The following is a 19,788-nucleotide window of genomic DNA, read 5'->3' as shown; positions in this document are numbered from 1 at the left end:
GGGCAAGGCCGTGGTGGTGATCTGTCTTTAAACAAGCGCCAGCACCGAGAGGCAATGGCAAGCAATACGTCGCCGCAAGAACCCAATCCACGTGCTGACGTTCGGTCTTCAGCGCATGATGCGGATTGGGAGCAGGACCACGATGAAGCGGCGGGCCGCCGCGCGCGCCGGCTGCTCTCGAACTCGCATTCGGGGTTGCATCGAGTTGGCGATCGTCTCTCAGCGCTGCAACGTTGGCTGGCCGGTGAACGCTGGGTGAAACGCGTCGGCATCGTGATCGCCGCGTTGACGGTGATATTCGTCACGTGCTTCGGAGGGCTTTGGTGGCGTCTTGGCGCTGGGCCGATTAATCTCGAGATGGCCACGCCCTGGTTGGCGGCCGCGATTGCGGACAACATCGGCAACGGCAACACTGTTGAGGTTGGCGGCACCCAGATCGAGCGCGCGGGCAGGATCCGTATTGCAGTGCGCATTCGCGACATCATCGTCAGGGACCGCGAGCATGCGATTGTAGCGAGCGCGCCCAAGGCCGAGGTGAAGCTGTCGGGCGCCGCCTTGCTGATGGGAAGGCTTCGCGCGGAAAGTCTCAACTTGGTTGATGCCGAACTCGCGGTCCGCATCACGCCAGACGGCTTCGTTACCGTTTCAACCGGCGACAATGCCCGTCCGCTCGCCACGGGCGTAGCTTCAAAACGACAAGCCGGAACCATTCCGGTTTATTCCCCGCAATCCTCTGCACCGCCAACAATGGCGCCGGTGTCGCCATCACCAGGCGCTCCACCGTCCAACACGACGAATAAACCTGAGAACGGAAGTCGATTGCTTGCCGGACTCGATTGGCTCGACAGCCTGAGCCTCACCGGCCTGGACGGGCAAAACCTCAATGAGATCGGCCTGAAGAACGGCAGCCTGATCATCGATGATCAGCAGCGCGGCAACAAATGGAATTTCGAAAACATCTCGTTGAGCCTCCGCCGGCCCAGTGCCGGTGGAGTTGCGCTGAGTGTCGGCGAGGAGGGCAGTCGTGCCTGGTCGTTACGCATTGCGGTCGGGCCGGCCGCGAACGGCGTGCGAACGGTAGATATCCGCGCGGACAAGGTTTCAACCAGCAATATCCTGCTGGCATTGCGGCTCAAGGATCTGACCTACAGTGCTGATCTGCCGCTCACTGGCGAATTAAAAGGTGAGCTAGGGCGGGATGGGCTGCCAACCTATTTCCGCGGCAAGCTCAACGCCGGTGCTGGTACGCTCATCGACAGCGACACGCCCGATTATCCAATGGCGATCGATTCGGCCGAAGTGAACGTCGAGTGGGACGCCGGACGTCGCGTACTGGTTGCGCCATTCAAAATCGTTTCCGGGCAGAATCGGATCACGCTGCTGGCTCATCTTGAGCCGCCCAACGGCAACATTCCTGATTGGCAACTCGGCCTGAGCGGCGGCACCATTGTGCTCGCCGCAATCGATCCCGAACAGCCGCCGCTGATCTTCAACCGCATTGCGATCGCCATTCGCTTCGACACTGAAAAACGCCGGGTGCTGCTAACGCAGGCCGATATCAGCAACGGCGAGATCGGAGTCGCCGGCACAGGAAGTATCGATTATTCGGCCGAGCCGCGCCTGGCGATCGGGTTCGCAGGCACACCCATGTCAGCCTCGGCGCTGAAGCGAATGTGGCCCGTGCTGGTAGTTCCGGAAGTGCGCGAATGGGTGATCGAACGGATCGAACGCGGCTCGCTTCAGCGTATCGAGATTGGCGTCAATTCGCCGGTCCATAACCTGTCGCGGCGCGGGCCGCCGATCCCCGACGACGGTCTCGCGGTCAATATTATCGCCACCGGAGTGACGGTGCACCCCGTCGACGAATTACCATCGGTGCGCGATGCGGATCTGAGGGCCCATGTCACCGGGCGCACCGCGACCGTCACCATCGGGCAGGGGGCATCCGATACTCCGGCCGGACGCAAGCTCAACATCACCGACTTCGTATTTGAGGTACCGGACATGGCGCCCAAGCCGGCGCCCGCCAAAGTGAAATTCCGCATTGATGGTCCGGTGCCGGCGGCGGCTGAAATTCTTGCCTCCGATCGTCTCAGTGAATTTTCCGGCACCCTGATCGATCCCAATTCGAGCAAGGGCACGGTTTCCGCGGTGGTTACGCTCGCATTGCCGATCAAGCGCGAACTGACCAAGGCTGATACCGCCTATACCGTCACCGCTGACCTCGGCGGATTTGCCGCAGACAAGCTGGTGATGAATCAAAAGCTCGAGGCCAACGCCCTCAAGGTCGTGGCGAACAATGCGGGTTATCAAGTCAAGGGTGACGTCAAGATCAACGGGCAGGCGGCGTCGCTGGATTACCGAAAACCCGCCGAAGGTGATGCCGACATCAAATTGCAGGCGACGCTCGATGATACAAGTCGCGCGCGGCTCGGACTCGACCTCGGCCCTGCCATCAGCGGCGCTTTGCCGGTCAAGGTGAGCGGGAAGATCGGAAGCGGCGACAGCCGCGTCGGCATAGATGCCGATCTCACCTCGCTGAAGCTCGACAATATACTGCCGGGCTGGGTCAAGTCGCCGGGCAAGTCGGGCCGCGCTGCGTTTAACGTGGTCCAAAAGGGCCAGTCGACACGGCTCGAAGACCTCGTGATCGACGGCGGCGGCACGCTTATCAAAGGGTCGATCGAGATCGACCAGAACGGCGATCTCATCAACGCGAATTTCCCGACCTATTCGCCATCTGAAGGCGACAAGACCTCACTGAAGGCGGAGCGCGGCTCCGATGGCGTCCTCAAGGTGACGATGCGTGGCGATGTTTTCGATGGCCGCGGATTCCTCAAATCGGCGATTTCAGGCAAAGACGCTGATCCCAAAAGCAAGACCAGGAACATCGATTTCGATGTGGATCTGAAACTCGGCGCGGTTGCCGGCTATTTTGGTGAGGCGTTACGCAGCGTCGATTGCAAGCTGTCCCGCCGCAACGGGGTGATCAGAAACTTCGCGTTGAGCGGCAAGCTTGGCCGCGATACGCCGCTGACGGGTGATCTGCGCGGCCGTGGACAAGGCCGTGACGTGATCTATCTGGATACCAAGGACGCCGGCGCGTTCTTCCGCTTCACCGATATGTATTCCAAGGTGATCGGAGGTCAGCTTCAACTAGCCATGGACCCACCCACTGTTGAGCCGAGCGCTAAAGAGGGACTGCTCAGTGTCCGCGATTTCTCAGTGAAAGGAGAGGCCGCCCTTGATCGAGTAGCTGCCGGCGGCTCCGCAGGCGTGCAGAATGGTGTTTCGTTTTCGCGCTTGCGCGCGGAATTTACCCGGCAAAACGGCCAACTCGCGATCCGCGAAGGCGTTTTGAAAGGACCGATGATCGGTGGCACCATCGAAGGCAGTATCGATATTCCCGGCAATCAAGTGCGCATGAGTGGCACCTTCGTTCCGATGTACGGACTAAACAACATGTTCGGCCAGATTCCGATCGTCGGCCTTTTTCTCGGAGGCGGGAGCAATGAGGGGCTGATCGGCGTCACCTACGAGATTGTCGGCACCCCCGGCCAGCCGGTGCTACGGGTCAATCCGATTTCGGCAATGGCGCCCGGCGTGCTCCGGAAAATCTTCGAGTTCGGCACCGGCAAGCAAAATACTCCGACCGAATTTCCGCCGAACAACTGATCGCAAATTTTCTGCAACCGAGCTCCCTCGCGACTGCGTCACGTTCGCAGCCGCTCGTGAAAGATCGTCGCGCTCACGATCGGGACCGCCGAAATCATCAAAAGCTCTTCCCCGAACACCGGTTGGCGCTAGTTTGCGCTTGCTGTCCTGTTCCCACGTCTAGTTGCGACAGGAACCTTCCTGTTCCAGTGGAATTATCTGCATCGCGGGGATCGGAACAGGAGGCTGACATGAACGGTTTGATTTATCTGGTGGGCCTGATCGTCGTGATTTTGGCGATACTTTCATTCTTCGGTCTGCGATAGAGGCGGCAAACATGAGCATGGAAGCCGTTACGCGTTCCGATGAGGAAGGCCGGTATTTGCAGTGGACGCCGGTGATTGCTGGCGCGATTGGCGGCACGGCGCTCTCCTTTATCTTTCTGACGTTCGCCGTTGCGGTTGGCCTCGCAGTCAGTTCGACCTCGCCGACGTGGCGGGATACTTCGGCTGCCTTGGCGATACTTTCCGGCATCTACCTCATCATTCAAGCCGTCGTAAGTTTCGGATTCGGTGGCTACATAGCGGGCCGACTCCGCAGACCTTTTGGCGCGTCCGCCGCCGAAGAAGTCGAAACGCGCGATGGTCTGCATGGCTTGGCGGCTTGGGCGTTGGCCGTTCTCATCGGTGCTGCTCTGGCGACAGTCATCGGTGCTTCAACCCTCAATCGCTCATCGCCGGCTCGCTCCACCCCAAATGCTACCGCCGCCGAACCCCTCCTGAGCTATGAACTTGACCGACTGTTTCGCTCCGCCCGACGGCCGCCCAATGTGGATCTTACTTCGGAGCGGGCCGAGGCCGGGAGGATATTGCTGACGTCCTCAAGTCATAACGGCGTAAGCGGCGACGACAGAACCTATCTCATTCAGCAGGTAGGATCTGCCACCGGGCTTTCCCCGGCGGACTCTGAGCGGCGGGTCGACAGCGCCATCGCCAACTCAAAGACCGCAATCGCCCGGTCGCGTCGGAGTACGGTAATCCTGGCTTTCTCACTGGCGGCCGCAACGCTGCTCGGAGCCGTAGCCGCGTGGGCTGCAGCCTGCGCCGGCGGCAGGCACCGCGACGGCGCACCGCTTCCAGAATGGATGGAGCACGCGAACAGGTTTGAGCGAAGGAGAATTGTGGTTCATAGCTGAGCGAACGCAAGCGAGCTCAGCGCCGCAACGCGGGCACCACCAGAAACGGGATCATCCCGCAGATCACACTGATGAGCGAGAACGCGATCAGCGGGTTGTAGCTGTGGGTCCAGTCATGGATCAAGCCGCCGCCCCAGGAGCCGATCGCCGATCCAAGCCCGCTGCCGATGGAGATCGTCCCGTAGATCGTGCCAACCCGCTCGCCGCGAAATATCTTCATCGAGGTTGCGGTCAGAAGCGGTCCACGTGAACCAATCATACTGCCGAAACACACGACAAAGCCCGCCAGCAACCAGAAATTCGGATACCACTGCAGCAACCACAGCATGATTATGCCGACGATCGAAACGGCGTAGCTGAACAGTACGGACGGCCTGCGGCCGATGATTCCATCGAGAGAGCTGACGCCGAGCATTCCGAACAGCAGGACAACCCCGCTGAATCCCCACGCCGTGGCCGCCTGCAATGGCGGAAAGCCAGCGTCGATCAGATACGCCACCACCTGCGGCGAGATCGCATACATGCCGATGGCGGTGAAGAAGAACGTCGAGAATAGTGCCCAGAATGCGTGATGACGCACCGCGCGGAGCAGCGTCCAGCCCTCGTCAACGAGTGCATGGGCAGGCGTTGTTGCAAGATGGGGCGAGCCGGTCGAGAACAACCGCCAGGGCAATAGCAACAATGGCGCTAACAGCAGGAGTGTGATCGTGCCGAAAAGCTGATACGCATCGCGCCAGCCGATGTGATCGATCAGAAGCTGCGATGCCGGCAGCAGGATCAGGACGCCCGCGCCGGTGGCGGAATAAACCACGGCCATGGCAGTGGACAATCGCGGGCCGAACCAGCGACCGAGCAGGATAGAATTCGGAACGTTGCCGATAAACGCGATGCCGATGCCGACGCAAAGGCCGAGGCTCAACTGAAATTGCCAAAGGTGCTGTGCGTGGGCGGCGATCAGGAATGCGCCGCCGAGCAACAGCAGGCCGGCGGAATATACAGTTCGGGGTCCTGAGCGATCGAACAGCCGACCGATCAGTGGCGCGGCGAGACCTCCCGCAAGTGCGCTCAGCGAATAAACAGAAACCACTTGCGCGCGATCCCAGCCAAAGCTTTCGGAGATCGGCTTGAGAAATACCGAGAAACTTTCACCTAGGCCACGGCCGAGCACCGAGAGTGTGAAACACAGCGCAAGCACATTAAGCGCTACTCGCGCCGGTTTCGGCGATCCCATTGCGTGAGGTTCTGTCGCGGCGTTCCGGTCCATCATTCAATAAGGGACCGCTTTTCTGCCGGGATGAGGAGGGGCCTTGCGCGAATGCGCCTATGCAGGCTTGAGCAGGACGTGGCGCTTTCTTCCGACAGATAGCTTGATCACGCCTTCCGGCGTAAGGTCGCCGATCTTCAGGATCATCTTGTCGTCTTCAGCCGTGACGTCGTTGATGCGCAGCCCGCCGCCCTTGATCTGGCGCCGCGCTTCACCATTGGAGGTCACCAGGCCCGCTTTTACGAATGCCGTCAGTACGCCTAGGCCAGCCTCGAGTTCGCCCCGGGGGATTTCGATCTTCGGCAGATTTTCCGCAATCGCGCCTTCCTCAAACGTTTGCCGAGCCGCCTCCCCGGCCACGCGCGCTGCCTCAGCCCCATGTAGCAGGGCGGTGGCGGAATCGGCGAGTGCCTTTTTGGCTTCGTTGATCTCTGCTCCTCTTAGCTTGCCCAGTCGATCAACCTCATCCAGCGGCAGCGTCGTGAACAATTTCAGAAAGCGGACAACGTCGGCGTCATCGGTGTTACGCCAGAATTGCCAATACTCGTACGGGCTCTTCATGTCTGCGTTGAGCCAGACCGCGCCGCTTGCGGTCTTGCCCATTTTTTCGCCCGATGACGTTGTGATCAGCGGCGTCGTCAACGCGTGCAACTGCGGTGTGCCCATTCGTCGGCCGAGGTCGATGCCATTGACGATATTGCCCCACTGGTCGGAGCCGCCCATTTGCAGGCGGCAGTCGTAGCGCTGATTCAGCACCACGAAATCGTACGCTTGAAGGATCATGTAATTGAACTCGATGAAACTCATCTCCTGGTCGCGCTCAAGCCTGAGCCTGACCGAGTCCATCGCCAGCATGCGGTTCACCGAAAAATGGCGGCCGATGTCGCGCAGCATTTCGATCCAGTTCAGTTTGGTTAGCCATTCGGCGTTGTCGGGCATGATCGCATCTTGCGTTCCCGAGCCAAAGCTCAGGAAACGAGAGAACACTTGCTTGATGCCATCCTTGTTCCGTTCGATTTCGTCGACGGACAGAATCCTGCGCGTCTCATCCTTGCCGGAGGGATCGCCGACGCGGGTGGTTCCACCGCCCATCAACGCGATCGGCTTGTTACCGGTCTGCTGCAGCCAGTAAAGGCACATGATCTGCACCATCGAGCCGACGTGCAGCGAGGGCGCGGTACAATCGAAGCCAATATAGGCGACGAGCTCGCGCCTGGCTGCCAGCCCATCCAGCGACTCCGGGTCCGAAATCTGATGAATAAAGCCGCGGCTTTGCAGCACATTGAGAAAATCAGATTTAAAAGCAGTCATTTGTCACGACTCTGATCATTCTAATTTCACGGAATTTTCAGCGATTTGCCCAATCCTGAGCGAAAGAGGATGCCGTCGGCTGGCGCGCTGTGGCATTATAAGATGTGCTTGTTTGACACAAGCTGGTCGTCGAGGGCAGGTCAGCCTGCGAACGCAGATGCCTATGATGATGACGGCGATCGGTCTGATGAGCGGCACCTCGCTCGACGGGGTCGACATTGCTTTGATCGAAACCGACGGCAGACGGGTCCAGGCGTTCGGGCCGGTCGGCTACCGACCTTATACGGACCAAGAGCGTAATCTGTTGCGCCAGGCACTGGCGGAGGCGGCCAACTTGCCGCATCGCGATGCCCGGCCCGGTATCTTGCGCGAGGCCGAGCGCGCCGTCACCATTGCGCATGCGGAGGCGGTTGCCTCCTTTACCGCCCTGCACCGCATCTCGCGTGAGGATGTCGATATTGTCGGCTTTCACGGCCAGACCGTGCTGCATCGGCCCGCGCAAGGAATGACCGTACAGATCGGGGACGGGAGCGCGCTGGCCAAGGCGATACATATCCCGGTGATGCATGATTTCCGGGCCGCAGACGTCGCTGCCGGTGGGCAGGGTGCGCCATTCGTGCCGGTCTATCACCGCGCGTTGGCCCAGTCGCTCAATCGGGAAGGGCCGATCGTCGTGGTCAATATCGGCGGCGTTTCCAACATCACTTATATCGATGGCGATACGCTGATCGCCTGCGATGCCGGTCCTGGCAACGCGCTAATCGACGATTACATGTTCCGTTCTACGGGCCAGCCGCTCGACTGCGAAGGCCGCACGGCAGCTCAAGGTGCCGTCGATGTGGGTTGGGTGATCGAGGCCATGAAGCGTCCGTTCTTTGCGCTGCCCCCACCGAAGTCGCTCGATCGGAATGATTTTGCCTCTTTGACGCTGCCGGCCCATTCTCCCGCAGATGGCGCCGCAACGCTTACAGCATTCACGGTCGAGGCGATCGCCCGAACCGTACCGCTGCTACCAAAGGAGCCAAAGGGCTGGATCGTCGCTGGCGGCGGCGCTCGCAATCTCACGATGCTACGGATGTTGCGCGAGCGGCTTGCCCCTGTGAGCGTCGAGGCCGCCGATACGCTGGGCTGGTCCGCCGATGCGATCGAGGCGCAGGCGTTCGGTTTCCTTGCCGCGCGAGGCTTGAAAGGATTGCCGCTGAGCTATCCCGCTACCACGGGTGTGCCGATCCCAATGACTGGAGGCGTTGTCGCCCGGCCGTGATCTCTGCGGCGGGTGGCGCTACTTGACATCTTCATGCACATGCATCTAATTTCATGCCGTTGCATGAATTAGAGATGTGCCATGTCCGCTCCCCTCAAACTGATCAGTCACAAGCTATGTCCGTATGTGCAGCGCGCGGTGATCGCGCTGACGGAAAAGGCCGTTGCATTCGAGCGGATTGACGTTGACCTCGCCAACAAACCCGGGTGGTTTGTGGCCATCTCTCCGCTTGGCAAAACTCCGGTACTGCAGGTCGGCGACATTCCGATTTTCGAATCCGCCGTCATTCTCGAATATCTGGAAGAAACCCAGCCTCATCAGCTCCATCCTTCCGATCCCCTGTCCCGCGCCGATCATCGCGCTTGGATTGAATTCGGATCGGCGGTGCTCAACGATATCGCGGGATTCTACGCGGCCCCGGACGAGCCCACGTTCGAGACAAAGACGTCGCAGCTGGAACAGCGCTTTGCGCGGCTTGAATCACGCGTTATGGCCGGGCCGTGGTTTGATGGCGAACACTTCTCGCTGGTGGACGCGGTGTACGGTCCAATATTCCGCTACTTCGATGTGTTCGATGAGATCGCCGACTTTGGAATTTTGGCGCGCAAGCCGAAGCTCTCGCGCTGGCGCAATACGTTGGCGGCAAGGCCCTCGATCCGCGCCGCGGCCAGCCCCGATTACCCGGCGCTTCTTGGCGGCTTCATAGATCGGCGGAATTCCTGGTTGTCGAAGCTTCAGGCCCGTGCGGCAGCCTAGCCGCGCGCCACGAGCGTATCGACCGTCTATCGGACGTTTGCGAGCCGCATGTCGAGATAACCGGTGACCGTTTCCATCAACGGCTCCAGCTTGCCGTCGAAGAAATGGTTCGCCCCCGGGATGACTTGCTGATCGATCACGATCCCCTTCTGGGTCTTCAGCTTCTCGACAAGCGTGTTGACGTCCTTTGGCGGCACCACGGCATCCTTCTCGCCATGCACGATAAGCCCGGACGAGGGGCAGGGTGCCAGGAACGAGAAGTCATAGAGATTGGCAGGCGGGGCGATCGAGATAAAACCTTCGACTTCCGGGCGGCGCATCAATAACTGCATGCCAATCCACGCGCCAAAGGAGAAACCGGCCACCCAGCAGGCGCGCGCCTCGGGATTGATCGTCTGTGCCCAATCGAGCGCTGATGCCGCATCGGAGAGTTCGCCGGTGCCGTGATCGAACGATCCCTGGCTGCGACCGACGCCTCGAAAGTTGAAACGCAGCACGGAAAACCCGCGATGCGCGAAAGCGTAGTAACACTGGTAGATGATTTGATGATTCATCGTGCCATGAAACTGCGGATGCGGATGCAGCACCATCGCGATTGGGGCGTTCTTCTGTTTCGCCGGGTGATAACGGCCTTCTAGACGGCCTGCGGGGCCGGTGAAAATAACTTCGGGCATTTGTGGTCCTTGACGAGTTGCCGCTTTGTGCTGCCTCCGTCTGGGTCTTAGACAGACAAGGCTTCCTTGAAGCGGCAATGGGCGTCGTTGTGCGAGCGCGCGAACGACGTCTGGTGAACTGGTGGCGGCGTTCTAACATAGGGCGAGGGTCAAAAAGCAAGGTTTTTGTGTGCCCTGCGTGAGCTCGAAACCAGCTCAATCTCCGGACTTAAGAATTTGCAACCTCAGCATAAATTCATCTGGCCCAAGCAGATTGGAACGGATCGGCAGCAAAGTCGCACGTGAATTAGCTGACGTTGTTGTTGGATACCGTCGGCTGCTGGTCCAGCCCTTCAATCGAGGCGACCGCCTGCCGGTAACGTCGGCTCCCGGAAACGGTCTGACCAGTGTCGAGTGTCAGTTCGAAGTCTCCGTTCGGACCACCTTGGAAGCCGGTCACGCGCGATAGGTTGACCAACCGCGTACGATGCACGCGCACCAGGTTGTAGTCTTTCAGGCGCGTTTCCTCCCCGGACAAAGTTCCGCGCACGAGGTGATTGATGCCACTCGCAAGAAGGTATTCGATGTAGTTTCCCGCCGAGTTGATCAGCAGAATTTCAGCTGGGTCAATCCGAATGCGAGACGAGCCGTCGCGCAGCCAGACGATTTGGGGCTTCGCAGAAGGCAGGTCGTGCCGGGCTGAACTCCGCGTGTGCCGAAGCTGTTGCGCTTCGCGGCGGGTGTCGATCAGCCACAATGCACCGCCGATCAAAAGGCAGGTGATGACGTCTTTGCGGAATTCATAAACAAGGGTTCCGAGCGAGAGGTGAAAATCGTAGGAACCGCCGATCAGGAACATCAGCAGCTTCCGGAGGCCAACCATGCCGGCGATGTGCAATGTCGAGAACGCGATCATCGCCGCGATCGCAAGTCCAACGCGCGGCAGCCATCCTGAAGCCCGGCGCATTCGCCATATCGCCACAAACAGCAGGGGCGCACTTAAAATGATCATGATGACGCTGGACATCTCCCAAAGCAGCGGCGTTCGGATCTCGTAGACGCCGCTGTGCCTTGAGATGTCCTGCGCGATCGAGAGCGCATTCACGATACCGATCGCGAGTGTGATGACCGGAACCGATCCGTAGAGCAGCCAATCAGTACCGCTCATCCCAGCGACTCCGGCGCTGGTTGTTGCGGTTCTCGCGTGATCCGAAGCCGGTGTGTTCGGGCCCAAAACCGGCTCTACGCGAGGGCGTTGCTGCTCGTTATTGACGTCACTCATGAAGTTCGTCGCGCATTCGGCAAGAATGCCGTGAAACACAACCCATATCATAAGGGCACGTTTCGCTGCGCCAGAGTTGGAGCGGCGTATCAAGCGTTGAATGCATGCGAAGCATTTGCCGTGTCACGAAAAGTGCTAAGAGCGCATTATGCCCGATCGCGTCTATCTCGACTGGAATGCCACCACGCCGCTGCGCCACGAGGCCAGGGAGGCGATGACGTCGGCGTGGGATCTCGTTGGAAACCCTTCGTCCGTGCACGCTGAGGGGCGCCAGGCGCGTCGGTTTGTCGAGAATGCCAGGCAGGCGGTCGCTGGGGCCATTGGAGCCTTGCCGCGAAATGTGATCTTTACCTCGGGTGGAACCGAGGCCAACGCACTGGCGCTGTCACCGGGCCTACGTGCGGCATCCGGGCGAGCCGCCGAGAGGTTGTTGGTTTCGGCCATTGAGCATGCCTCCGTGCTGGCGGGCGGCCGGTTCGGGCGAGATTCAATCGGTACCGTCGGGGTCACCCGGTCCGGCGTAATCGATCTGGACCGTCTGGCTGCAGCGGTGCAACCTGGGCCCCCGGCCCTCGTGTCCCTGATGTTGGCTAATAACGAAACCGGCGCGGTTCAGCCGGTGGCGCAGGCGGCCGAGATTGTCCATGCCGCGGGCGGGATTCTGCACGTCGACGCAATCCAGGCGTTTGGAAAGATACCTTTTAATCTCAAAAGCTTGGGAGTGGATCTGATCACGCTTTCTGCGCACAAGATCGGGGGCCCTAAAGGGGTAGGGGCGGTGATCCTGGCGGACGGGGTCCAAGGGGTTGCGCCGCTGCTTCGGGGAGGCGGGCAGGAACTTGGACACCGCGCAGGCACCGAGAACGTCGCCGCAATTGCCGGCTTCGGAGCGGCCGTAGAAGCCATCTCGGGCGATCTGGACAGTAATACTAATACTTGCCGGCTTGCGGCCCTTCAGAACAGGCTTGAGAACGGGCTGAGGCAGACGCCCGATGTTGTCATATTCGCCGATAAAGTGACGAGACTGCCTAATACCACTTTGTTTACGGTTCCGGGCCTCAAGGCCGAAACCGCCGTGATCGGGTTCGATCTGGCCGGAATCGCGGTTTCTTCGGGCTCTGCCTGCTCTTCGGGGAAGGTGCAACGATCTTATGTGCTGGATGCGATGGGGTTTGGAGCTGAATTTGCCAGCGGAGCGGTGCGGCTTAGTATGGGCTGGTCCACGACAGATGCGGACATTGATCGGTGCCTTGAGGCTTGGCGAAAGCTCGCCGGTACCTTACTTAACACTGAGGGACGAAACACTGCTTGAACGATTCTAAGCAGATGATTTCCGCCCGGAAACGTCGTAAAGCTTTCGAATTGATCCACCGCGGTCCTTGAAACCGCGAGCGGAGGATGGAATGCCTGCCCTACAAGAGACCGTTGACCGGGTTCGCCGGATCGACGTCGATCAGTATCGATATGGATTTGAGACCCTAATTGAGTCCGACAAGGCTCCAAAAGGGCTGTCCGAAGATACGGTCCGGTTCATTTCCGCAAAAAAGAACGAGCCGGCCTGGATGCTGGAATGGCGTCTGGAGGCCTATCGACGCTGGCTGACCATGGCCGAGCCGAAATGGGCGCGCGTCCATTATCCAAAAATCGATTACCAGGAACTCTATTACTACGCGGCGCCGAAACCGAAGAAGTCGGTGAGCTCGCTGGACGAGATCGATCCCGAAATCCTGAAAACGTACGAAAAGCTAGGCATTCCTCTGCGTGAGATCGAGGTGCTTGAGGGCGTGGTGCGGCCCGAGGGCGAACGCAAGATCGCGGTCGACGCGGTATTCGATTCGGTCTCCGTTGCGACCACCTTCAAGGAGGAGCTGAAGAAAGCCGGCGTGATCTTCATGCCGATCTCGGAGGCGATCCGCGAGCATCCTGAATTGGTGAAGAAGTATTTGGGCACGGTAGTGCCTACCTCGGACAATTTCTTCGCCACCCTCAACTCCGCGGTATTTTCCGACGGGTCATTTGTCTACGTGCCGCCGGGGGTGCGCTGCCCGATGGAGCTGTCGACCTATTTCCGGATCAACGAGCGTAACACCGGACAATTCGAACGGACGCTGATCATCGCCGACAAGGGCTCTTACGTCAGCTATCTCGAAGGCTGCACTGCTCCGCAGCGCGATGAAAACCAGTTGCATGCGGCCGTAGTCGAACTGGTCGCGCTCGACGATGCCGAGATCAAGTATTCGACGGTTCAAAACTGGTATCCCGGGAATTCGGAAGGGCTCGGTGGCATCTACAATTTCGTCACCAAGCGCGGCGACTGCCGGGGCAACAATTCGAAGATTTCGTGGACGCAGGTCGAGACCGGCTCCGCCATTACATGGAAGTATCCGAGCTGCATCCTGCGCGGTGACAATTCGCGGGGCGAGTTCTATTCGATCGCCATCTCGAACGGCCATCAGCAGGTCGATTCCGGGACCAAGATGCTGCATCTCGGCAAGAACACCACCAGCCGCATTATTTCCAAAGGCATTGCAGCGGGCGTGTCGCAAAACACCTATCGCGGCCTCGTCACCGCTCATCGCAAAGCCACCGGCGCGCGCAACTTCACCGCCTGCGACTCGCTGCTGATTGGCGACAAGTGCGGTGCCCATACAGTGCCGTACATCGAGGCCAAGAATTCATCCGCGCTGTTCGAGCATGAAGCGACCACTTCGAAGATATCCGAAGACGTGCTGTTCTACTGCGTGCAGCGCGGGCTGTCGCAGGAAGAGGCTGTCGGTCTCGTGGTCAACGGCTTTGTGAAGGACGTGCTGCAGCAATTGCCGATGGAGTTCGCGGTCGAGGCGCAGAAGTTGATCTCGATCTCGCTCGAAGGCAGCGTCGGATAACAACTGGTGAGCGATCGGGCTCGACAGCCCTAAATCATTGCCGATCAGGAAAACAGAATGCCATTACTGGAAGTCAAAAATCTGCAGGTCCGTGTCGATGAGCGTGAGATTCTCCACGGGCTCTCGCTTACGGTGAACAAGGGCGAGGTGCACGCCATCATGGGGCCGAACGGGTCCGGCAAATCGACACTCAGCCACGTCATTGCCGGCAAGCCGGGCTATGAAGTCACGAGCGGGGAGATCCTGTTCGAGGGCGAAGACCTGCTCGAAATGTCGCCCGACGAGCGCGCCGCCAAGGGCGTGTTTCTCGCGTTTCAGTATCCGGTAGAGATACCAGGTGTGGCGACAATGACATTCCTGCGCACCGCGCTGAATGCCCAACGCAAGGCCCGCGGTCAGAGCGAATTTTCCACGCCGGATTTCCTCAAGAAGGTCCGGGAGGTCGCCGCACGTCTGAACATTCCGCAGGACATGCTTCGCCGCGGTGTCAATGTCGGCTTCTCGGGTGGTGAGAAGAAGCGTAACGAAATTCTGCAGATGGCCCTGTTCGAGCCCAGTCTTTGTATCCTTGACGAGATGGATTCCGGCCTGGACATCGATGCGCTTCGCATCGCGGCCGATGGTGTCAACGCACTGCGCTCGCCCGATCGTGCGATTGTCGTGATCACGCACTACCAGCGGCTCTTGAATTACATCGTGCCGGATTTCGTGCACGTCATGTCCCGAGGGCGCGTGGTGAAGAGCGGCGACAAGCAACTGGCGCTGGATCTCGAGGCGTCGGGCTACGCGCAATTCGAAGACGCGGCCTGACGTTTGAAGCGGATTTGATGATGAACGTTGCACTTGCAAAAGCTGAACCCGAACGCGCTTTGAGCGATGCTTTCACCGTCGCACGCGACCGGCTGCCCGGTAACGGCCAAGTCGGTGAATTTCGCCGGCAGGCGTTCGAGAGCTACGAGCGCATGGGCCTGCCGCACCGACGGATCGAGGATTGGAAATACACCGACCTGCGTGTGCTGATGCGCGAAGTCCTGCCGCTCGCGCCTGAGCCGGATGCTGCGGCACTGAAAAACGGCGGCGCGGCTTTGAAGCTGCATGCGATTTCCGGCGTGCGACGGCTGGTGTTGGTTGATGGCGTGCTCGCGCCGAGGCTTTCCGACCTGCCCGACCTGGAACAAGGACTCCGCGTCCGCACGCTGCGCGAGGTGTTGGAAGGCGCGGACGCCGCGCTCCAGGCGGAGTTGTTCGCCCCCGATACTTCCAATCCGATGGTGGCCTTGAACGGCGCGATGATGACGGATGGGGTCATTATCGAGGTTGCCGATGGCGCCACCCTGTCGCAGCCCTTGCATGTCGTTCACATCGCGAGCGGCGCGCGACCGGCTGCAATGTTCACGCGTTCGCTGCTGAAGCTTGGGAGCAACGCCGGCGCGACGCTCGTGGAGAGCTACATCGCCGGCGAGGGCGCGAAAGCCTATCAGGTGCATGACTCCCTGATCATTTCGATCGGTGACGGTGCGCGACTTGACCATGTGCGCTTGGTCGAGGATAGCCGGGAATCCTTCAACATTTCCTCGGCTCTGGTCACGCTGGGCGCCAAAGCGCATTTCAATACATTCGGCCTGACCTCAGGACCGAACGTCAGTCGTTATCAGGCCGTCATCGCTTTTGCTGGCGAGGGCTCTCAGGTCCATGCCAACGGCGTCAGCCTGCTCAATGGACGCCAGCATGCCGACAGCACGCTGCTTCTGGATCACGCGGTGCCGAACTGCCAAAGCCGCGAAATCTTCCGTTCCGTGGTCGATGACCGCGGGCATTCGGTGTTTCAGGGCCGAATCATCGTTCGCCCTGACGCGCAAAAGACAGACGCCAAGATGATGACCCGGGCGCTGCTGCTGTCCGACGAGGCGGAGGCAGACAACAAGCCGGAACTGGAAATATTCGCCGATGACGTTACCTGCGGCCACGGCGCCACCACCGGCGCATTGGACGAAAGTCTGCTATTTTACCTGCGGGCGCGCGGCCTGTCGGAAAAGGAGGCTCAGGCGCTCCTGATCCAGGCCTTCGTCGGGGAAGCAATAGAGTCGATCGCCAGCGACGCGCTGCGAGAGCTCGTGATCTCTGCGGGACGCCGCTGGCTGGATGCACGGGGATGACCATGCATCCGGCAGTCCTGAATGGCTCTTATGATGTCGCCCGGGTCAGGGAAGATTTCCCGGCGCTGTCACTGCATATCTATGGCAAGCCATTGGTCTATTTCGATAACGCTGCGTCGGCGCAGAAACCAAATGTGGTTCTCGAGCGCATGACGGAAGCCTACAAGACCGAATACGCCAACGTACATCGCGGCCTTCACTATCTCGCAAATGCTGCAACCGAAGCCTATGAGGGCGCTCGCGCCAAGGTCGCGCAATTCCTCAATGCTGGACGCGCCGAGGAAATCGTCTTCACCCGAAATGCTACCGAGGCGATCAATCTCGTCGCGTCGTCGTGGGGTGAGCCGAACATCAAGGCTGGTGACGAGATCGTGCTCTCGATGATGGAGCATCATTCCAACATCGTGCCATGGCACTTTCTCAGGGAACGACATGGCGCGGTAATCAAGTGGGTCGATGTGGATGATGAAGGCAATTTCCTGATCGACGAATTCGAGAAGGCTTTGACAGCGCGCACCAAGCTGGTCGCGATCACGCAGATGTCGAACGCGCTCGGCACCATCGTCCCGGTCAAGGAAGTGGTGAAGATCGCTCACGCTCGCGGCGTTCCCGTGTTGATCGACGGCAGCCAGGCTGCCGTGCATCTGGCGGTCGATGTCAGGGATATCGGTTGCGATTTCTACGTCTTCACCGGCCACAAACTGTACGGGCCGACCGGTATCGGCGTGCTGTATGCCAAGCACGAGCATCTGGCGGCCATGCGGCCGTATACCGGTGGCGGCGAAATGATCCGCGAAGTGGCACGGGATTGGGTCACCTATGGCGATCCGCCACACAAGTTCGAGGCTGGCACACCGGCCATCGTCGAGGCGATCGGTCTTGGCGCCGCCATCGATTACGTCAGTTCAATAGGCAAGGAGCGCATCGCCGCGCACGAGCACGATCTTCTGAATTATGCGCAAGGACGCCTGCGTGAGATCAATTCGCTGCGTCTGATCGGCACCGCTCGTGGGAAAGGACCGGTCATCTCGTTCGAAATGAAGGGGGCGCATCCCCATGACGTCGCAACCGTGATCGACCGGCAGGGGATTGCCGTGCGCGCCGGAACGCATTGCGTGATGCCGCTGCTGCAGCGTTTCAATGTTACCGCCACCTGCCGCGCTTCATTCGGGATGTATAATACCCGTGAGGAAGTGGACCACTTGGCACAGGCACTGACCAAGGCGCGGGAACTGTTTTCATGACCGATACGGCCGAAGTCAAAACGAGCAATATGGAAACTCATTCGGCGCTGGCGCCGGAGGAGACCGAACGGCTGGGGCCCGAAATCGTGGCGGCCCTGAAAACCGTGTTCGATCCGGAGATTCCGGCTGACATCTATGAGCTCGGATTGATCTACAAAGTCGACATCAAGGACGACCGCAGCGTCGATGTGGTGATGACGCTGACGACCCCGAACTGCCCGGCGGCGGGAGAGCTGCCGCAAATGGTTGAGAACGCGATCGCCAGCGTTCCCGGTGTCGGCGTCGTAAACGTCAATCTCGTCTGGGATCCGGCATGGTCGCCGGACCGGATGAGCGATGAGGCGCGCCTCGTCCTCAACATGTGGTGAAACCATGACAAACACGACATCTACTCCTTCGGCCAAGCCGAGAGTACGGCCCCGTCCACAGGTGATGAAGCTGACCGAGGCGGCAGCGCAGCGGATTACTGAGCTGACGAAACGCGCGGATTCCGAGATCGTAGGTTTGCGGGTCGGCATCAAGAACGGCGGTTGCGCGGGGCAGTCCTATACGGTCGAATACGCCCACGACATTCGGCCGACCGATGAGGTGGTCGAGGACAAGGGCGTCAAGATTCTGGTCGATCCGAAGGCGGTCTTGTTCCTGTTGGGCACCGAGATGGACTACAAAGTCGACAAGATGTCGGCGCAGTTCATCTTCAATAATCCGAACCAGACCGGCGCCTGCGGCTGTGGCGAGTCCGTGCAGCTTACGGCCGCGAAAGAGCATGGCTAGACGCGCTCGCGAACGGAGCTGATTGCCTGAATCCGTGGGACCAACATAAGCCGATCGTACTCGCAACTCAGCGGCATCATGGACCGGGACTTCCTGATCGATTTGTTTTCCGACTTCGGTCCGGTGACGATCCGGCCGATGTTCTCAGGATTCGGTATTTCGGCTGACGGCATCAACTTCGCCATGGCGCTGCGGAGCGGCCTTTATCTTCGCGCCGATGACGAGACCATTCCCCAGTTCAAGGCGGAAGGCTCGTCGCCGTTTCAATACCAAACCCGGGCCAGGACCGTCACAGTCAACACCTACTGGCAATTGCCGGCGCGGCTTTACGATGATCCTTTGGAATTAAGCGGATGGGCGCGAGCTGCCTTAGCTGCGGCGCAACGCGCGGCGCTCTCCAAGAAGTCACCTCATGCGAAAAAGAAGCCGGCCGACAAACAAGTGAGAAAGAAAGCAGCTTCGACCGTCCGCCCAAGCAGCCGCTCTTCGCGCGCGCGCCCGGACGGGTAGTGGCGCGGACGAAATTATCCCGAGTGGAAAGAGGTAACCGGTCAGGCGACCTGAAACTGGGTTTCGGCGGCGTATTCGGGATCGGCTTCGCAGATGACGCGGTTTCGGCCGTTTCGCTTGGCGGCATAAAGGCAGGCGTCGGCGCGCTCGATCAGTGAATCGGTGTCGTCATCCGGCTTCAGCATGGAAACTCCGACGGAGATCGTGACCCGACCAAGAATTTCGCCGGTCGATTTCTTCTTCAATTCCTTGGCCATGACGGCCCGTCGAATGTGATCGGCGACTGTCAACGCCTGGCGCAGCGCGGTGTTGGGCAGCACGACCGCGAATTCCTCGCCGCCATAGCGGGCTGTGATGTCCTGGCCCTTGATAGTCTGTTTCAGCGACATGCCGACCAGACGCAACACCTGATCGCCGGTCAGATGGCCGTAGCTGTCGTTGAATGACTTGAAATGATCGATGTCAAACATCAGAAGCGAAAGCGGCTCGCCGCTCGCAAGCGCGGTCTGAACCGCAGTTTCGATCGACCGGTCGAAATATTTGCGGTTGCCGAGGCCGGTAAGCGGGTCGGTCAGGCTTTCGGCGCGGATCGCTTCCAGGCTCTGCTGGAGGTTGCTGATTTCAGTTTTCGACAGCGATAGACGATCCTGCAGCGCCTTGTTGGTTTCACGCATCTCGATCGTCGATTTCATCAGGCTTTCGGCGATGGCTTTGACCTGATCGCGCGTCTCGGCATGGGAAAGCTTCTCGGCCGCGCTGGACAGGCGCTCATCATAGCTGGCCGACATTCCCAGAGCATCGCTAATCAGCGCCATCACGGCATCGACTTCGCCGATCACT

The 19,788-nt window shown here is 59.7% G+C and carries 17 protein-coding genes; 12 read left to right on the top strand and 5 right to left on the bottom strand.

The window, feature by feature from the left end; genetic code table 11:
- Positions 1-54: 54 nt before the first annotated feature.
- Positions 55-3,675: a DUF3971 domain-containing protein gene (locus VJV58_RS15970; protein WP_414641508.1), complete on the top strand. Its 3,621-nt coding sequence runs from the start codon at positions 55-57 to the stop codon at positions 3,673-3,675.
- 316 nt (positions 3,676-3,991) lie between these two features.
- A complete protein-coding gene (locus VJV58_RS15965) occupies positions 3,992-4,849 on the top strand; it encodes a hypothetical protein (RefSeq protein ID WP_324138332.1) in 858 nt (285 codons plus the stop codon).
- Positions 4,850-4,865: 16 nt separating this feature from the next.
- On the opposite strand, the gene VJV58_RS15960 is transcribed toward VJV58_RS15965, so the two are convergent.
- Complete coding sequence (locus VJV58_RS15960) at positions 4,866-6,080, bottom strand: MFS transporter (protein ID WP_324138331.1); 1,215 nt, start codon at positions 6,078-6,080, stop codon at positions 4,866-4,868.
- Between the two features lie 90 nt (positions 6,081-6,170).
- On the bottom strand, positions 6,171-7,424 hold the full coding sequence (gene tyrS / locus VJV58_RS15955) for a tyrosine--tRNA ligase (protein WP_324138330.1): 1,254 nt from the start codon (positions 7,422-7,424) through the stop codon (positions 6,171-6,173).
- A gap of 163 nt (positions 7,425-7,587) precedes the next feature.
- Here tyrS and VJV58_RS15950 point away from each other — a divergent pair, with 163 nt between their 5' ends.
- Together VJV58_RS15950 and VJV58_RS15945 are read left to right on the top strand one after the other, a co-directional pair.
- Positions 7,588-8,688, top strand: coding sequence for an anhydro-N-acetylmuramic acid kinase (locus VJV58_RS15950; RefSeq protein WP_324138334.1), 1,101 nt, complete (start codon positions 7,588-7,590; stop codon positions 8,686-8,688).
- A gap of 81 nt (positions 8,689-8,769) precedes the next feature.
- Positions 8,770-9,444 (top strand): glutathione S-transferase family protein, encoded by a 675-nt coding sequence (locus VJV58_RS15945; RefSeq protein ID WP_324138329.1) that lies wholly within the window; start codon positions 8,770-8,772, stop codon positions 9,442-9,444.
- 26 nt (positions 9,445-9,470) lie between these two features.
- Here the strand turns inward: VJV58_RS15945 and VJV58_RS15940 are convergent, their stop codons facing one another.
- Both VJV58_RS15940 and VJV58_RS15935 read right to left on the bottom strand, forming a co-directional pair.
- Positions 9,471-10,118 carry an alpha/beta hydrolase gene (locus VJV58_RS15940; protein WP_324138328.1) on the bottom strand — a complete coding sequence of 216 codons (648 nt, stop codon included), beginning with the start codon at positions 10,116-10,118 and terminating at the stop codon, positions 9,471-9,473.
- Positions 10,119-10,404: 286 nt separating this feature from the next.
- A complete protein-coding gene (locus VJV58_RS15935) occupies positions 10,405-11,265 on the bottom strand; it encodes a LytTR family DNA-binding domain-containing protein (RefSeq protein WP_324138327.1) in 861 nt (286 codons plus the stop codon).
- Between the two features lie 262 nt (positions 11,266-11,527).
- Between VJV58_RS15935 and VJV58_RS15930 the strand changes: the two genes are divergently transcribed.
- From VJV58_RS15930 to VJV58_RS15895, 8 genes are all read left to right on the top strand, one after another.
- The gene (locus VJV58_RS15930) at positions 11,528-12,691 is read left to right on the top strand and encodes a cysteine desulfurase family protein (RefSeq protein ID WP_324138326.1); all 1,164 of its coding nucleotides are present in this window, start codon (positions 11,528-11,530) and stop codon (positions 12,689-12,691) included.
- A gap of 91 nt (positions 12,692-12,782) precedes the next feature.
- On the top strand, positions 12,783-14,264 hold the full coding sequence (gene sufB / locus VJV58_RS15925; protein WP_324138325.1) for a Fe-S cluster assembly protein SufB: 1,482 nt from the start codon (positions 12,783-12,785) through the stop codon (positions 14,262-14,264).
- Between the two features lie 57 nt (positions 14,265-14,321).
- Positions 14,322-15,074, top strand: coding sequence for a Fe-S cluster assembly ATPase SufC (sufC, locus tag VJV58_RS15920; RefSeq protein WP_324138324.1), 753 nt, complete (start codon positions 14,322-14,324; stop codon positions 15,072-15,074).
- A gap of 20 nt (positions 15,075-15,094) precedes the next feature.
- Positions 15,095-16,420, top strand: a complete 1,326-nt coding sequence (sufD, locus tag VJV58_RS15915) for a Fe-S cluster assembly protein SufD (protein WP_324138323.1) — start codon at positions 15,095-15,097, stop codon at positions 16,418-16,420.
- A complete protein-coding gene (locus VJV58_RS15910; protein ID WP_324138322.1) occupies positions 16,417-17,664 on the top strand; it encodes a cysteine desulfurase in 1,248 nt (415 codons plus the stop codon). Before sufD ends, VJV58_RS15910 begins: the two co-directional genes overlap by 4 nt.
- A complete protein-coding gene (locus VJV58_RS15905) occupies positions 17,661-18,032 on the top strand; it encodes an SUF system Fe-S cluster assembly protein (protein ID WP_324138321.1) in 372 nt (123 codons plus the stop codon). Before VJV58_RS15910 ends, VJV58_RS15905 begins: the two co-directional genes overlap by 4 nt.
- Positions 18,033-18,036: 4 nt before the next feature.
- Positions 18,037-18,438 carry an iron-sulfur cluster assembly accessory protein gene (locus VJV58_RS15900; RefSeq protein WP_324138320.1) on the top strand — a complete coding sequence of 134 codons (402 nt, stop codon included), beginning with the start codon at positions 18,037-18,039 and terminating at the stop codon, positions 18,436-18,438.
- Between the two features lie 78 nt (positions 18,439-18,516).
- The gene (locus VJV58_RS15895; RefSeq protein WP_324138319.1) at positions 18,517-18,948 is read left to right on the top strand and encodes a TfoX/Sxy family protein; all 432 of its coding nucleotides are present in this window, start codon (positions 18,517-18,519) and stop codon (positions 18,946-18,948) included.
- A gap of 41 nt (positions 18,949-18,989) precedes the next feature.
- Here VJV58_RS15895 and VJV58_RS15890 read toward each other — a convergent pair.
- A partial coding sequence (locus VJV58_RS15890) for a GGDEF domain-containing protein (protein ID WP_324138318.1) occupies positions 18,990-19,788 on the bottom strand: 799 nt, incomplete at its 5' end.

The sequence above is a fragment of the Bradyrhizobium sp. genome, assembly GCF_035273305.1.
In the GTDB taxonomy this organism is placed as follows: Bacteria; Pseudomonadota; Alphaproteobacteria; order Rhizobiales; family Xanthobacteraceae; genus Bradyrhizobium.
Note: the sequence above shows the minus strand (reverse complement) of the source record. Positions and strands in the feature narration are given on the sequence as shown.

Excerpts from the sequence above, each read along its gene's own strand:
- VJV58_RS15970 (WP_414641508.1), top strand. The coding sequence starts at position 55 with ATGGCAAGCAATACGTCGCCGCAAGAACCCAATCCACGTGCTGACGTT.
- VJV58_RS15965 (WP_324138332.1), top strand. The coding sequence starts at position 3,992 with ATGAGCATGGAAGCCGTTACGCGTTCCGATGAGGAAGGCCGGTATTTG.
- VJV58_RS15960 (WP_324138331.1), bottom strand. The coding sequence starts at position 6,080 with ATGGGATCGCCGAAACCGGCGCGAGTAGCGCTTAATGTGCTTGCGCTG.
- tyrS (WP_324138330.1), bottom strand. The coding sequence starts at position 7,424 with ATGACTGCTTTTAAATCTGATTTTCTCAATGTGCTGCAAAGCCGCGGC.
- VJV58_RS15950 (WP_324138334.1), top strand. The coding sequence starts at position 7,588 with ATGATGATGACGGCGATCGGTCTGATGAGCGGCACCTCGCTCGACGGG.
- VJV58_RS15945 (WP_324138329.1), top strand. The coding sequence starts at position 8,770 with ATGTCCGCTCCCCTCAAACTGATCAGTCACAAGCTATGTCCGTATGTG.
- VJV58_RS15940 (WP_324138328.1), bottom strand. The coding sequence starts at position 10,118 with ATGCCCGAAGTTATTTTCACCGGCCCCGCAGGCCGTCTAGAAGGCCGT.
- VJV58_RS15935 (WP_324138327.1), bottom strand. The coding sequence starts at position 11,265 with ATGAGCGGTACTGATTGGCTGCTCTACGGATCGGTTCCGGTCATCACA.
- VJV58_RS15930 (WP_324138326.1), top strand. The coding sequence starts at position 11,528 with ATGCCCGATCGCGTCTATCTCGACTGGAATGCCACCACGCCGCTGCGC.
- sufB (WP_324138325.1), top strand. The coding sequence starts at position 12,783 with ATGCCTGCCCTACAAGAGACCGTTGACCGGGTTCGCCGGATCGACGTC.
- sufC (WP_324138324.1), top strand. The coding sequence starts at position 14,322 with ATGCCATTACTGGAAGTCAAAAATCTGCAGGTCCGTGTCGATGAGCGT.
- sufD (WP_324138323.1), top strand. The coding sequence starts at position 15,095 with ATGAACGTTGCACTTGCAAAAGCTGAACCCGAACGCGCTTTGAGCGAT.
- VJV58_RS15910 (WP_324138322.1), top strand. The coding sequence starts at position 16,417 with ATGACCATGCATCCGGCAGTCCTGAATGGCTCTTATGATGTCGCCCGG.
- VJV58_RS15905 (WP_324138321.1), top strand. The coding sequence starts at position 17,661 with ATGACCGATACGGCCGAAGTCAAAACGAGCAATATGGAAACTCATTCG.
- VJV58_RS15900 (WP_324138320.1), top strand. The coding sequence starts at position 18,037 with ATGACAAACACGACATCTACTCCTTCGGCCAAGCCGAGAGTACGGCCC.
- VJV58_RS15895 (WP_324138319.1), top strand. The coding sequence starts at position 18,517 with ATGGACCGGGACTTCCTGATCGATTTGTTTTCCGACTTCGGTCCGGTG.